This is a genomic window from Streptomyces mesophilus, from assembly GCF_011044995.1.
In the GTDB taxonomy this organism is placed as follows: Bacteria; Actinomycetota; Actinomycetes; order Streptomycetales; family Streptomycetaceae; genus Streptomyces; species Streptomyces mesophilus.
Map to the genome: position 1 here is coordinate 1 of NZ_JAAKZW010000032.1, position 14,420 is coordinate 14,420.

A 14,420-nucleotide genomic window follows, 5' to 3' on the forward strand; every position below is an offset into this window, starting at 1 on the left:
GGGTAGAAGCGCGTGGGGGAGGTGGGCTTCGGGCGGTCAGCCGAGCGGTCGTGGCCTCGGCGTGAACGCCTCGCCGGGTACGGGCAGTCCGTAGCTGCGCAGCTGCTGGGCGCGGGTGACCACGGCTGCGCCCTCCATGAGGTTGCGGGCGATCTGCGCGACGGTGCAGTGCGCCCGGTCCTGCAGAAAGCTTCCGGCGCGCCAGCGGTTGAAGGCGCCCTGCGCGGGGCCACACCAGATCTGGTAGTCGGTACGCCGCTGCGGGTCGCCTTCGATCGCCCAGACGCTGGATCGTCCCAGGTACCAGCGGAAGACAAGGGCCATCTTGTGCTGGGGATCGCGCAGGGCGCGTTCCAGCTGGCCTGGATCACGGCGCTGCCAGAACGCTTCGGTCTGTGCCCACACTTCGGCGAGCGGCAGGCGCAGCACGTCCCGTTCCAGTTTGTCGCGCAGCGCCTGGGGGAGCGCTTCGAGCGACGGGTGCTCGCGGTAGATCTCGTACAGCTGTGCGGCGCGGCCGGCGAACATGGTGCCGCGCCGCAACACTTGTAGTTTGACGCCGAGTTCGAACATGTCGGCAGCCGGAGCCATCACCACGTCGTCGACGTCCGCGCCGGCGAGCAGGTCCTTCGCTGCCTCGGACAGCCCTGCTTCCACGGCCAGTTGGTTGATCGAACCCGTCACCACATAGGCCGCACCGAGCCCGAACGCGGCGGCGACGGACTGCGGGGTACCCAGGCCGCCGGCCGCGCCCACCCGGATGGGACGGGCGTAGCCGTGGCGGGCGGACAACTCGTCGCGCAGAGCGAGGATCCGCGGAAACAATGCGACCAGCGGCCGGTTGTCCGTGTGCCCACCGCTGTCGGCCTCCACAGTGATGTCCTCGGCGACCGGGATACGGGCGGCGAGCCGGGCCTCCTCGTCGGTCAGCCGTCCGGACGCCACCAGTGACCGGAGCAACTCCGGCGGTGCGGGCGACATGAACCGCTCTGCCACGTCCGGGTGCGAGATCTTCGCGAACACCTGGGTGCGTCGCACCACTTGGCCTGACCGGTCCGTGTGCAGCCCGGCCATGGCGCAGTGCACCACCGCAGGCGTGAGATCCATGTAGGCGGAGGCCGAGATCCGCGGCACCTCATGGCGTACAAGGAGGTCGGCCACCCGCGCCTCGAGCTCCGGCTCGGCCGGGGAGTGAATGAGGTTGACGCCCCAGCCGGGCCCGGCACCGAGCTCTCGGCGGAGGTCGAGGACGGCCTGCTCCACACGCTGTGGTGCCAGGCCCCCGGCGCCGAACATGCCGAGCATGCCCGCCCGGGCCATGGCCGTCACCATCGTGGTGGTGGCGATCCCATTGGCCATCTCCCCGCTCACATACGGAAATCGCACCCCGTGCGCGGCGGCGAAGGTACGGTCGCCGAGCCATTCGGGGAACAAGGCCGGCAGCAGACCGACGATCCGGTGGGCCTCACCGCCCCCGGGATGCGCCTGCGCCGAGCCTTCGATTGCTGCGCCGAGCGCCCCGTCGCTGTCCCGGCGCAGCACGTACAGGGCGCGCCGCGGGTCGCTGGACAGTTCCTTGATGGCCGTAGGAGTGAAGGCGGCGGCATAGGTGCCAGGTGACCAGTAGCCGAAAGTCTCCGGCCTGCTGCGGTTGAACACTGCCGTCGGCATCGCATCAGCTCCTGAAGGCAAGTGGGCGGCCCGGCGCTGTTGCACCGTGGCTTCAATTCTTGCCTTCTGGAGAGATCCGTCGGTATAGCTGATTCGTCGGTCCGACATTGGGCCTGGGCCCATAGCGCCAACGGACTTGCCATTGGCGACAGTCCCGTCCTTGTGAAGGGAAAAGGGGGATGTCGCCAAGGCGCCGCGGCCATCGTCACTATGGACAGGGGTGCGACCGGCTCTTCAGGGCAACGACCGCGGCTTCCGTCCGAGTGGTGACACCCAGTTTTCCAAGAACGCTGTGCACGTAGTTCTTCACAGTCTTTTCGGAGAGCCCGAGTTTCCTGGCGATCTCCGCGTTCGTCTTTCCCCGAGCGAGGAACTCGAGGACTCGGCGTTCCTGATGCGTGAGTCGTGCCGGGGCCGGCCGAGGCTGTGGAACACGGGCTGCGGACCGGGTGGTTGATGCGCACTCCGGGCATTCGCCGGCCAGTGCGTCCAGGGTCTGTTGCACCTCTTGCATACGCAGCATGAGCTGATGCAGGACCTGCTGCCCTTCGGCGATTTTGTTGCGCAGTGCGGTGAAAGTCTCAGGGCCGACCGTGAGATGGGAGTGCTCTGGGGGAGCGTCGCCGGATTCCATGGAGGTATCTCTGCCCCTGGCCCCTGCTGGTTCATCGCTGGACCTGCGTCTGTGGGGGGTGATGGGGTCGTTCCCCGCACGAAGGGAGGGCGCACAGGGGGCGGATACGTTCATCGTATGAGCCCCTCAGTGCACTGGCCGCGCTTGACCGTCACCCGGATGGCGGACCCTGCCGACCAGGTGCCCAGGCATTATTGAGCATGATCTCGAGGGAGGGAATGTGTCCGATGGGGCAGATGACGGGGCGGGTGGCGAGGAAGAGGAACCCTCGGGCGGCATCCTGGGCGCCATTGAGTCCCTACGCAGGTCAGCAGAAATGCAACTGGCTGCATTCGATTCCCTTGCGCGCTCGCTCAAGGCTGAGGCGCCGGCCGCTGACGTGGAGAGCCCGTCGGCAACTGCTGAGCCTGAGAGGGCCGCTCTCACCGACCGGGAGAGCCAGGTTCTGACCCTTGTGGTGCGGGGTTGTTCGAACCGTCAGATCGCGAGAAGTCTGGGGATTTCGGATCACACCGTGCGCACTCATCTGCAGTCGGTCTTCCGGAAATTGGAGGTCAGCCACCGTACTGAGGCTGCCGTGGTCGCGCTGCGGGAAGGCCTCATCGACGTCGACCCGCTCGGCCCTTAGCTTCCCCGAAATCGTGTCCTTATTCCTCGGCACAATGGACGATACTCAACTCACCGCGCCCGGTGCTTCGATGGCAGACCGTCAAGACTGTTCATCAGGCAGGCAAGGGGTGCGGAATTGGAACGCAGCCGGATCACACAACGCGATCAGGAGCCATCTCAGGACATTGCGACCTGGGACGCCGCGATCGCCGACGGCTTCACTCAGGCACTCCAAGACGGCCTCTGCCGCGCCGCCCGCAGGACTGCTCCCGACACGGCTCCCCCTGTTCCACCCTGCCCTACGTGCCGCCGAGGGCAGGCGTGATCACGTGCGGCCAACCACGCCCTAGGCTGCATTCGCTGCGGTAGGCCTGACCGGCACCAGCGCTGACGCCTACGAGAGCACCCCCGAAAAACGCTTCTCCGCCCCGAACTTCACGTGGGCGAAAGCCGACAAGATGTCGCGCGGGCGGGTGAACGCGGACGGCGTGCCGCGTGCAGCCGTCCGCGTAGCCGGGTCCTTCGGTAGCCGTTCAGTACTGCTCGGTTTCGACGAATCCCGCGTCCGCGTCATCGGCGGCACCGAAGGCATCGGCTGCGGTGGTGGGGTCGAATCCGGGCGGGCTGTCCTTGAGGCCCATGCCCATGCCGGCCAGCTTGGCCTTGACCTCGTCGATGGACTTCGCACCGAAGTTACGGACGTCCAGCAGGTCCGCTTCGGAGCGCGCCACCAGCTCGCCGACGGTGTGGATGCCTTCGCGCTTGAGGCAGTTGTAGGAGCGGACGCTCAGGTCCAGTTCCTCGATGGCCAGAGCGAGATCGGCGGCCAGGGCGGTGTCGACGGGGGAGGGGCCCATGTCGATGCCCTCGGCGTCGATGTTCAACTCCCGCGCCAGACCGAACAGCTCGACCAGCGTCTTACCGGCCGATGCCATGGCGTCACGCGGACGCATGGCCTGCTTGGTCTCGATATCGACGATGAGCTTGTCGAAGTCGGTGCGCTGCTCGACTCGGGTCGCCTCAACCTTGTAAGTGACCTTGAGGACCGGCGAGTAGATGGAGTCGACCGGGATACGGCCGATCTCCTGGCCGACCTGCTTGTTCTGCACGGCGGAGACATAGCCGCGACCGCGTTCGACGGTCAGCTCCATCTCCAGCTTGCCCTTGCCGTTGAGCGTCGCGAGCACGAGGTCGAGGTTGTGGACCTCGACGCCGGCGGGCGGGGCGATGTCCGCGGCGGTCACGACGCCGGGGCCCTGCTTGCGCAGGTAGAGGACGACCGGTTCGTCGTGCTCGGAGGACAGGTCGAGCTGCTTGATGTTCAAAATGAGGTCGGTGACGTCGTCCTTGACGCCCGGCACGGTGGTGAACTCGTGCAACACGCCCTCGATACGCACGCTGGTGACCGCGGCGCCCGGGATCGAGGACAGCAGCGTACGGCGCAGAGAATTGCCGAGCGTGTAGCCGAAGCCCGGCTCGAGGGGCTCGATCACGAACCGGGAACGGAACTCGTCGACGACCTCTTCGGTCAGCGAAGGGCGCTGAGCGATCAGCATGCGGTGGTGCCTCCAGACTCCGGCGCCCCCTGATGCGACGCCATGGACACTGCACGCTACCGGCAATCCGACCCCACCCGACGCCGCACCGCCCACACACCCGGACACAGAAGGGTCCCAAACAGTCCGCGCGACGGCGACTTTTCCCGCAGCGGCCGGCCGGCGTGGTCCGGTCGACGGGCCCGCTGTGCCAGGGCTTCGCGCGGTGAAGCCGGCCGGTGGATGCCCTTGCGCCGCCGTCCACGGTGAGCACTGTGCCGGTGATGTACGCCGCATCCGGGGAGGCGAGCGGGGCGGCACGGCCGCCGGCGTCACTTGGCTGTGGAGGACCTGTCCGGCGTCAGTGTCGCCAGCAGGGAGTTCAGGACAAGTTCGGTCGAGGTCGCCATGTCGACGGCGTCCGGGCTGAGCAGCCACTGGACCTGGAGGCCGTCCATGACGGCGATGAGCGCGTTGGCCGCGTGGGCGATGCGGTCGTCGTCCTCGGGCAGGCCGGTTGCCTCGCGCAGGGCGTCGGCGACGAAGGCGCGCAGCCCGGTGTAGCGGTCGCGGAAGTAGACCTGTGCGGGGTGGTCGTCGGTGACGGACTCGGCCGACAGGACCGCGTACAGCCGTACGATCCCCTCGCGTTCGGCGTTGCGGTGGGCCGTGTCGACGAGGTGGTGGAGGAAGGCGAGGCCCTGCGGCCGGTCGGGTCCGAGCTGTTCGATGTCGGACTGGTCGCGCAGTTCGAGGACGCTGGTGAGCAGTTGGGCCTTGGTGCGGAAGTAGTGCAGGACGCCGGCCTGGGTGAGCCCCGCGCGATCGGCGATCTCCTGCAGTGGCGCGTTGTTGTAGCCGCGCGCGGCGAAGGTGTCGATGGCGATGTGCAGGATGTCCTGCTGGCGCTGTTTGGCCTCTGCGCTGCGGGGCGTACGGGGCTGGGTCCTGCGGTTCTTCTTGGCTGTCGAGTGCTCACTCACCCGCCACACCCTAGGTCCCGAGTTGGTGATCGTCACAGAGAGCGCTGGAGTGTGACCTGGATCACTTACTAAGTACTTAGCAGGTGTGCTTTCATGTGGCCGTCATCACGACGCCATGCCGCCGTCACGGCACGAGGGGATCCACATGACTGTCCTGTCGCCCGCAGCTTCCGCCGCATCGGCGCCCCCGGCTGCGGCCGCCGAGGCCCGCCGGGTCGCGCTGGTGAAGGGCCTGGATCTGGCGGCGAAGGTGCGCCTGCTGACCGGGGCGAGCCTGTGGTCGACGCACGGGGAGCCGCGCCTTGGTCTGCACCCCGTGGTCACCTCCGACGGGCCGCAGGGTGTACGGGGCACCGGTGAAGTGCCCGGCGAGACGGGGCTGTTGGCGCCGGCCCCGAGCGCGACGGGCGCGACCTGGGACACGGAGCTGGCGCAGCGCCTGGGCCGGCTGTTCGCCAAGGAGGCCCGCCGCAAAGGTGTGGACGTCGTCCTGGCGCCGCTGGTGAACCTGCAGCGCACCCCGGTCGCCGGCCGCCACTTCGAGTGCCTGTCCGAGGACCCGCTGCTGACCGGGGCGCTCGGCGCGGCGCTTGTGCGGGGTCTGCAGGAGGAGGGTGTGGCGGCCTGCCTGAAGCACTTCGTCGCGAACGACTCGGAGACGGACCGTACGCGTTACCGGGCGAAGATCGATCCGCGCACCCTGCGCGAGGTCTACCTGGCACCGTTCGAGCGGGTGCTCGCCGAGGCCGGGCCATGGAGCGTGATGGGCGCGTACTCGGGCCTGGACGACGGCACCGAGACGGCTCCGGTGCTCGAACACCGCCGGATCCTGCAGGGCGTACTCAAGGACGCATGGGCCTACGACGGAGCCGTGATCAGCGACTGGGCCGCCACGCGGACCACCGCCGCCACCGCCAACGCGGGCCTCGACCTCGTGATGCCCGGCCCCGACGGCCCGTGGGGTGACGCGCTGGTCGAGGCGGTACGTCACGGGGAGGTGGCCGAGGCGGTCATCGACGACAAGGTCCTGCGGCTGCTGCGCCTCGCCGACCGGGTCGGCAAGCTCACCGAGCCCTGGCAAGCAGGTGAGCAGGCCCCGCCGCTGCCACCCTGCGCCGCGCCCGCACCCGTGGGTGACGCGGACTTCACCGCACTGCGCGAGGTCGTCACGCGGGGCACCGTACTGCTGCGCAACGCGGGGGAGTTGCTGCCGCTGGCCGCCGACCGCCTGGGCAGCGTCGCGCTGATCGGACCGAACGCGATCGAGCCCTATCTGCAAGGCGGCGGCAGCGCTTACGTGCCGGCGATACGCACGGTCGGCTTCGTCGAGGGATTGCGGGCCGCGCTGCCGGACCAGGTGAAGCTCACGGTGCACCGGGGCGGCTCCTCACGGCGGCACGCACCGTTCATCGACGCCGCGCGCCTGGACGGCATGCACGCCGCCTACCTGGACGAGGACGGGAAACTGCTCGGCCAGGAGGCCCGCCCGACCGGCGACTGGGGGTCGCACTCCGTCGCGGACGGCGTCCGTGATGTGGTGCTCACCAGCCGGATCACACTGGCCGAACAGGGCGCCCACATCCTGGAGTTCGGGTGCGCCGGGCGCTTCACAGTCACTCTGGATGAGCAGGTCGTCCACTGTGGCCAGGACGACCGCGGCGTCGAGTTGATCGTGGAGTCCTCCCACAACCACCCGGCCACGCACCGCCACACCGTGCAGGTGGGCGACGCCCCGGTCGTACTCGCCCTGCGGATCGAACTGCGGGTCGTCGACGGCGAGGGCTACGGGCGCTTCGTCACCGCGCACCTGCGCCATCAGCCGCCCGGTCCGAGCGTCGCGGACGAGATCGCCGAGGCGGTGACCGTCGCACGCGCGGCCGACGTCGCCGTGGTGGTCATCGGGACCAACGAGGAGGTCGAGTCCGAGGGGTGGGACCGCCCCGACCTCGAACTGTCCGAGCAGCAGCACCAGTTGGTCCGTGCCGTGTCCGCCGCCAATCCCCGCACCGTCGTGGTCGTCAACGCCGGCGCCCCTGTACTGCTGCCCTGGGCCGGCCAGGTGCCGGCCCTGCTGTGGGCCTGGCTGCCCGGGCAGGAAGCGGGGCACGCGCTCGCCGACGTGCTGCTCGGCCGCGCCGAACCCACGGGGCGACTGCCGTGGACACTGCCTGCCCGCGCCCAGGACGTCCCGGTCCCCGACGCGATCCCCGTCGACGGCATCGTCGACTACCGCGAGGGACTGGACATCGGCCACCGCGGCTACGACCGGGCCGGCACCGTGCCCGCCTTCCCCTTCGGTCACGGCCTGGGCTGGACCACCTGGTCCTACCGGCAGGCCGAGGCCCCCGAGTTGTCCGTTCCCGCACCCCTGCCCAGCCCCGCGGGCGGGGACGGACCCCACGTCACGGTCACCCTCACCAACACCGGGCCCCGCAAGGGACGCGAGGTCGTCCAGGCGTATTTGGAGCAGCCCTTCCTCGACCGTGAACCCGTCCGCGTCCTGGCCGCGTTCGCGGTCACCGAAGTCGACGCGGGCGCGACGCAGACGGTGACGCTCACGCTGCCGTGGCGCTCCTTCCAGGCCTGGGACGAGGAGAGCGGCCGCTGGCGCCTGCGCCCGGGCCGCTACCGGCTGCGCATCGGCCGCTCCAGCCGCGACCTGCGCCTGGCGCTCGACCTCGACGTACAGGCGGACGCAGCCGGAGCCCGGCACACGCTGCGCCCCGCCGCCCGATAACCCGCACCGGCGCACCACGCCTTCGACCGCCGGACCGTCCGCGCAAGCGCGGATGCGCCGACCGGTCGGCCCGGCCGCACCACCGCACGTGTCAGGTCACCCCCACCAAAGGAGAGCCGCACATGCCAGGCAGAACCACACCACGGGCCCGCGCCGCGGGCGCCGCCCTCGTACTGGCCGTCGCCGGTCTCGGCGTCGTCAACTCCGGCACCGCCCAGGCCGCCGACCCCACCGCACAGGTCTGGGTCACCACGAAGGACGGAGCCAAGAAACTCACGCCCGAGACAGTGCCGTTCACCGGTACGGCCCAGCCCGTCGACATACGCGTCGACGCGGCCAACAAGGGCCAGAAGTTCACCGGCGCCGGCGCCTCGGTCACCGAGGCCTCCGCGCACCTCATCCAGGCCCTGCCCGCCGACAAGCGCGCCGACCTGATGAAGTCGCTGTTCTCCCCGAGCGAGGGCATCGGCCTGAACTATCTGCGCCAGCCGCTGGGCAGCACCGACTTCAACTCCGGCGGCTTCTACACGTACGAGGACACCAAGGGATCGTTCTCCATCGCCCGGGACAAGGCGGAGATCATCCCGGTCGTCAAGCAGGCGACCGCCCTCAACTCGGCGATCCGGTTTATGGGCTCGCCCTGGTCGCCGCCCGCCTGGATGAAGTCGGGCAACTCGCTCAACGGCGGCAGCCTCAAGACCGATCAGTACCAGGCGTACGCCGACTACCTGGTCAAGGCCATCAAGGCGTACGGGCAGGAAGGCATCACCCTCACCGACCTCACGGTGCAAAACGAGCCCGAATTCGCCACCAGCTACCCGTCGATGGCCATGACGTCGAGCGAGCAGGCCGCCTTCCTCAAGGTCCTCGACCAGAGCCTGACCGCAGCCGGGCTGCCGACCAACGTCCTCGCGTACGACCACAACTGGGACCACCCCAACTACCCGATCGAAGTCTTCAACTCCACCCAGAACATTCCGCGCGTCATCGGCGCCGCCTTCCACTGCTACGGCGGCGCTCCCGCCGCCCAGCAGCAGATCGTCAACGCCGGCAAGCGGGTCTTCTTCACCGAGTGCTCCGGCACCGACACCGCCAACACCTTCGCCGACACCCTCCAGTGGCATGCCGAGAACCTCGTCGTGCAGAACATGCGCAACGGCGGCGAGACCGTCGTCAACTGGAACCTCGCCCTCGACCAGAACGGCGGCCCGCACCAGGGCCACTGCACCAACCGCTGCAACGGCGTCGTCGAGATCGCCAATGGCAACGTCACCCGTGGCGCCGAGTACTACGTCCTCGGGCACGTCACCAAGTTCATCAAGCCCGGAGCCACCCGCGTGGGCTCCACCAGTCAGGGCGCCGGCGGCGTGCAGAACGTCAGCTTCCAGAACCCGGACGGCACATTCGCCACGTACGTGGTCAACACCGCGTCGAGCGCCCAGACCTTCTCGCTCACCGAGGGCGGCAAGTCCCTCACGTACAACCTGCCGGCCGGCGCCATCGCGACGATCACCTGGGCGGGGAACGGCACCACCGATCCGGGCGGTCCGATCGATCCGGCCTCCTGGTACCGCGTGGCCAACGCGAACAGCAACGCCTGCCTGGACGCCGCCGACTGGGGCACGGCCAACGGAACTGCTCTGCAGCAGTGGGCCTGCGGCACCGGAACCAACCAGAAGTGGCAGTTCCGGCCCACCAGCGGCGGCTACTACCAGGTGGTGAACCAGTTCAACTCGCGTGCCTGGGACGTGGACGGCGGCCCGGGAGCCACCGCCGACGGCACCAAGGTCCATCTGTGGAGCTATGAGGGCGGCACCAACCAGCAGTGGCGCCCCGAACCGGTCGGCACCACCGGCCGCTACCGCTTCGTCGCCCGCCACAGCGGCAAGTGCCTGGCCGTCGACGGAAGTTCGACTGCCAACGGCGCCCGCCTGTCGCAGCAACCTTGCGGCAGCTCCACCGCCCAGGCGTTCACCTTGACCGGCTGACCGGCTGACCGGCCCGGCAGGTCCCATGTCCGGCACCGTGAACGAGGGTGCCGGACATGGCGCGTGGCGGTGTCAGCGTGCGGCACGGCGCGACAGGTCAGCGGCTCACGCTGGCTGTGTCGGGCAAACTGTTTGCCGACGTGGTCGGTGCGGTCTGCGTTGCTAAACAACAGCAAGGGAGCCCTCTCACCGTGGCAGACATCAGAGTCACCTACGACAAGACAGTGGACGCAGCGTACGTGTACCTCACCGAACCGCAGGCCCGCGTGAAGTCCGCGCGCATGTATCCCTGCGATCCGGTGGACGTTGACGGCATGATCAACCTCGACTTCGACGAGCAGGGCCGCCTCATCGGCATCGAAGTGTTGGCCGCCGGCTCGAAATTGCCCGAGTACCTGCTCCAGTCCGCGGAGCAGGTCAGACGGGTGGGATCAGATCGCTCTCGCTGACGGTGTAGGTCAGTTGGGGGTAGGCGAAGTCCGTTTCGTTGTTCTCGCGGCGCCGTAGGCGATAGAACTCGCGGCTCTGCTCGTCGTCGGCCGGTGTGAGGCGCTCGCCCTGCGGGAGGTACGCATGTCCGTCGCGGAAACGTAGCAAGGTCTTCGACGTGCGAAAGGTCACGCCCAGCCATGTGTTGTCCGCCGTCGGGGCAGACGACTCCAGCACGATCCTGTGTTTGAAGCGGCGATTCGATTCGACGGAGAACACGACGACGCTGTTGTGCGTGAGAGAAATATCGAACCGATCGTCAGCGGAGTCTTTCGATTCGACGATCAGCTTTCTGGGCGGGCTCGCTTCGGGATGCCGGTAGCAGGAGAAGACGGCGATGAACGACTCGTCGGCCAGGTCGAGGGCCAGGTCGGAATGGCCGCCCATGGTTTTGTATGCGTTCGTGTACTGCTCGATGAGCGCGTTGTTGAAGCCGACCGGGAGCGCCGCGCGCTCTTGAATCTCTCGTGCCAGCCGCTGGTGCACCGTCCGGAAGCGCTGCGTGGAGCTGTTGTAGCGAGTGGTGGTGCGGACGAGAGGCACGCCGCCGGCGTAGTCGATGTCGGTGAGTGTGGCGCCTTGCCGACCCTTGCCAAGATCTTCCCAGCGGACCGATTCGGACAGTTCCATGAAGGGATTGTCCGCTGCCGGCAAAGCGATCGAGATGAACTCGCGCGGGATCCTAGATTCGAGGCGCAAGGTAGTCCCCCGAGTTCATGCTGAAGAGGAAATCGTCATCGTAGTGAATGAGGGAAGAGGTCCGGTTCTCCTCGGCGTACAGCCGGCGCAGCTCGTCCGTGCCCGCCGGTGTGGGCGGCTCAAGTGGCCGCAGACGTCCCGCCACTTTGAGGTGGGTGTTGCCGTTCTTGTGAACGGCTTTGGTGTTCGAGCAGCGCACCACGTAACCGAGGCGGGTCGGGAGCAGCTCGGCGTTCAACGCTGAGGGCCGGATCTCGTGCGTGTACAGGCGGTTGGTGGACAGAGGCATCATGAATACGGAGCCTGGATAGAGAGTGACGGAGAACTGCTGGGGCAACGCGTTCTCGTTGCTGTCTGCGGCCGCCTCCTTCTCCTTGAGGCGGAAGCGAAGTCTCGTCAGTGCGCTGACACCCTTCACGCCGTAGTCGAAGACGTCTTTGGCCAGCGGCTGCAGCTGGTCGAGCCGGTCGTAGAAGGTACAGAAGGCCATGATCCCGTTGGCGGGCATGTCCTTTGTCTTGTCGGCATGGGCCGAGATCTTCGCCTTGGCCTGCTTGCGCTCGGTCGTGGCAAGGGTGTTGTGGTAGATCTGCGCGAGCACGTGATTCAGCGGTGCGTGATTCCGGAAGACGGCAGCGGCCTCGCGGTTCAGCGCTTCGACGATCTGCATGTCGGTCGGGCGAAAGGTCTCGGTCGGCCCCGAGAGATTCGTGGAACACCGCAGCAGCCGGAAATGCAGTGCGCCACCGTCCTGCGTGACAGGCGTCAAATAGATGCCACTGCGATGGGCTGTTCCAGGCTTGGTGGACTCCGTCAGGGACTGGAACGCGTGCTCCGTACGGATCCGCGTGAAGTGGTCGCCGTCGAGGTCGAAGTAGCGGCGGTAGTGCACGCCGACGCCGTGTACGCCCAGGGGGACCCGGCCGAGCCCGACGGGAGTCCACGACGAGTCAATGGCCTCGCGGTACCCGGGTGACAGCTCCCGGACGACGAATACCCGGGCGGCCGTGCGCAGTTGACGGCCACTGATCTTGGATACGTCACCACACAGGTAGACCGTCTTCTGCGCGAGGTCGCACGAACCGGAAGTGAGCTGGTCCGGCGTGATGGTCGACCCGAAGAAGTCCCTCGCCACGTCATGGTCCTGCAACGTCGACGGTGCGACCAAGAGGTTGCCGGCGTCATCGATGCGGGCTTCTGCCGGCTCTGCTGCGTACATCAAACGGTCCTGCCGTTCACCGAGTTGGGCTGCTCACGAGGGTGGACATGGCAGAGGTTCCGCTGAGCGGCCCAACCTCGCGTGGGTGTTCACCGGCGAACCTCAACGGCCAAGAGTCGGCCATGTGTTCATCTTCCCATCCCCGTAGACGAGCAGGCGGGAGTCGCTGCGCTTGCTCCGCCTCGGCCAGCAGTCGTCGAAGTGACGTGCGCCAACTTATTGCACTCGGAGTGCAGTCGGTGAATACTCCTGCCGCGCCCACTATTTGCACGGCAAGTGCCAATAGTTGGGTCGTCTTGACCTTGCAGCGCGCCCCTCGGCATCGAAGAAGCAAGGAAGGCAGAGACACTCATGCTTGTGACGACACGGAAGTCGATCACCGCACTGGTCGCCGCCACCGCCGTGACGGCCACCCTGACCCTGGCCGGACCAGGCGTCGCGACCGCCACGCCACCCGTGCCTGCCCAGCCCTCAGCGCAGATCACAACGGACGCCGGCGTCTCCATGTCCAGCGACTGGCCCGGCTTCGGACATGACCTGGCCAACACGCGCCGCGCCAACGAGTGGTTGCTGAGTCCGAGCAACATCAAGAACCTCAACGCCAAGTGGACCGCGGCCGGCGCGGCCGTCACCAGTACGCCCGCCGTGGTCGACGACGTCGTGTACTACTCGGACTTCGCCGGCAACCTCACGGCACGCAAGGCCGATTCGGGCGCGTCGATCTGGCAGACGAAGCTGAATCCGGCCCAACTGCCGGGCTCCCCGGCCGTGGTGGGCGACACCGTCTACAGCGCCGGATACGGCGGCATGGTGTACGCCGTGGACAAGAAGACCGGCGCCAAGAAGTGGGGCACGGGCATCGAGCCGGCGCCGAACGCCCTGATCTGGTCCTCGCCGGTCGTCGCGGGCGACACATTGATCATTGGCAGTGGTTCGTTCCAGGTGTTCAGCCCGGCGAACCCGCCGTTCCAGGGCAGCGTGGTCGGCCTGGACATCGCGACCGGCGCGGTGAAGTGGCGCACGCCGGTGTGCACCGGCACCTGCACCGGTGTGTCGGTGTGGTCATCGGCCGCGGTCGACACCGACCTGGGCTTGGCCTACATCGGCACCGGCCAGGCCTACAGCGCGCCCGCCGGGCCGATGTCGGACTCGCTCGTCGCGATCGACTACCGCACCGGGAAGATCGCCTGGCATCACCAGTACACCCCCGACGACGTCTTCTCCGACGCGGCGCCCTACGGCAAGGACGCCGACCTGGGTGCGGCCCCCAACCTGTTCACGATCAACGGCCGCCGCGTGGTCGGCTGCGGCGACAAGGGCGGCTCCTACAAGGCGTTCGACGCCAAGACCGGGCAACTGGTGTGGTCGCGCAAGCTGGTGGAGGGCACCCAGCTCGGCGGCATCGAGCACACCACCGCGTACGCCGACAACACGATCTACGCCGTCGGCAACACCGAGGCCACCGCGACCAGTCGCGGCGACGCCCGGCCCACCGCGGCCACGCTGTTCGCCCTGAACGCCACCACCGGCGCCACCAAGTGGCAGGTCGACCTGCCCGAAGGCGGCTTCGGCGGCGTCGCGGTCGCCAACGGGGTTCTGTACTTCACCACGTGGGAGGGCACGCTGCGCGCCCACAGCGCGGCGACCGGTCACACGCTGCTGTCGCAGTACATCGGCAATCCCGACGGCGCCACCCTCATCGAGAAGGGCGCCGCCGGCGGCCCCACCGTCTCCGGCGGCCGCGTGTACGTCGGCTACGGATGGACCTGGGGAGCGAGCGCCCCCGGCGGAATCCGCTCGCTGGGCCTGTACTGACCTGCCCTTGGCCATTCGACGGCCCTCGTATCGCCGGGCTG

Annotated in this window: 11 protein-coding genes; 5 read left to right on the forward strand and 6 right to left on the reverse strand. The window is 68.1% G+C overall.

The genetic code is table 11. The features are described from left to right. Nucleotides 1–36 precede the first annotated feature (36 nt). Together G6045_RS11595 and G6045_RS42365 are read right to left on the reverse strand one after the other, a co-directional pair. Entirely contained in the window at nucleotides 37–1,671 is a 1,635-nt protein-coding gene (locus G6045_RS11595; RefSeq protein WP_165331801.1) for a PfaD family polyunsaturated fatty acid/polyketide biosynthesis protein, read from the reverse strand. A 208-nt stretch (nucleotides 1,672–1,879) separates the two neighbouring features. Beyond that, complete coding sequence (locus tag G6045_RS42365) at nucleotides 1,880–2,419, reverse strand: response regulator transcription factor (RefSeq protein WP_165331802.1); 540 nt, start codon at nucleotides 2,417–2,419, stop codon at nucleotides 1,880–1,882. Between the two features lie 106 nt (nucleotides 2,420–2,525). On the opposite strand from G6045_RS42365, the gene G6045_RS11605 reads away from it, so the two are divergent. Continuing rightward, entirely contained in the window at nucleotides 2,526–2,933 is a 408-nt protein-coding gene (locus tag G6045_RS11605; protein WP_206343621.1) for a response regulator transcription factor, read from the forward strand. A gap of 514 nt (nucleotides 2,934–3,447) precedes the next feature. Here G6045_RS11605 and G6045_RS11610 read toward each other — a convergent pair. Then, a complete protein-coding gene (locus tag G6045_RS11610) occupies nucleotides 3,448–4,470 on the reverse strand; it encodes a DNA-directed RNA polymerase subunit alpha (protein ID WP_165331803.1) in 1,023 nt (340 codons plus the stop codon). A gap of 311 nt (nucleotides 4,471–4,781) precedes the next feature. Then, complete coding sequence (locus G6045_RS11615) at nucleotides 4,782–5,345, reverse strand: TetR/AcrR family transcriptional regulator (RefSeq protein ID WP_408056327.1); 564 nt, start codon at nucleotides 5,343–5,345, stop codon at nucleotides 4,782–4,784. A 232-nt stretch (nucleotides 5,346–5,577) separates the two neighbouring features. On the opposite strand from G6045_RS11615, the gene G6045_RS11620 reads away from it, so the two are divergent. The 3 genes from G6045_RS11620 (at nucleotide 5,578) to G6045_RS11630 (ending at nucleotide 10,606) form a co-directional block, all read left to right on the forward strand. Next, nucleotides 5,578–8,169: a beta-glucosidase family protein gene (locus G6045_RS11620; RefSeq protein WP_165331804.1), complete on the forward strand. Its 2,592-nt coding sequence runs from the start codon at nucleotides 5,578–5,580 to the stop codon at nucleotides 8,167–8,169. A 122-nt stretch (nucleotides 8,170–8,291) separates the two neighbouring features. Beyond that, on the forward strand, nucleotides 8,292–10,157 hold the full coding sequence (locus G6045_RS11625; RefSeq protein WP_165331805.1) for an RICIN domain-containing protein: 1,866 nt from the start codon (nucleotides 8,292–8,294) through the stop codon (nucleotides 10,155–10,157). 56 nt (nucleotides 10,158–10,213) lie between these two features. Then, nucleotides 10,214–10,606, forward strand: coding sequence for a DUF2283 domain-containing protein (locus tag G6045_RS11630; RefSeq protein ID WP_206343627.1), 393 nt, complete (start codon nucleotides 10,214–10,216; stop codon nucleotides 10,604–10,606). On the opposite strand, the gene G6045_RS11635 is transcribed toward G6045_RS11630, so the two are convergent. Together G6045_RS11635 and G6045_RS11640 are read right to left on the reverse strand one after the other, a co-directional pair. Next, nucleotides 10,575–11,276 carry an alpha-ketoglutarate-dependent dioxygenase AlkB gene (locus tag G6045_RS11635; RefSeq protein ID WP_235967806.1) on the reverse strand — a complete coding sequence of 234 codons (702 nt, stop codon included), beginning with the start codon at nucleotides 11,274–11,276 and terminating at the stop codon, nucleotides 10,575–10,577. The genes G6045_RS11630 and G6045_RS11635 overlap by 32 nt on opposite strands. A gap of 52 nt (nucleotides 11,277–11,328) precedes the next feature. Continuing rightward, the gene (locus tag G6045_RS11640) at nucleotides 11,329–12,564 is read right to left on the reverse strand and encodes a hypothetical protein (protein ID WP_206343622.1); all 1,236 of its coding nucleotides are present in this window, start codon (nucleotides 12,562–12,564) and stop codon (nucleotides 11,329–11,331) included. Nucleotides 12,565–12,921: 357 nt separating this feature from the next. Between G6045_RS11640 and G6045_RS11645 the strand changes: the two genes are divergently transcribed. After that, a complete protein-coding gene (locus G6045_RS11645) occupies nucleotides 12,922–14,379 on the forward strand; it encodes an outer membrane protein assembly factor BamB family protein (protein ID WP_165331808.1) in 1,458 nt (485 codons plus the stop codon). The last annotated feature ends 41 nt before the right edge of the window (nucleotides 14,380–14,420 follow it).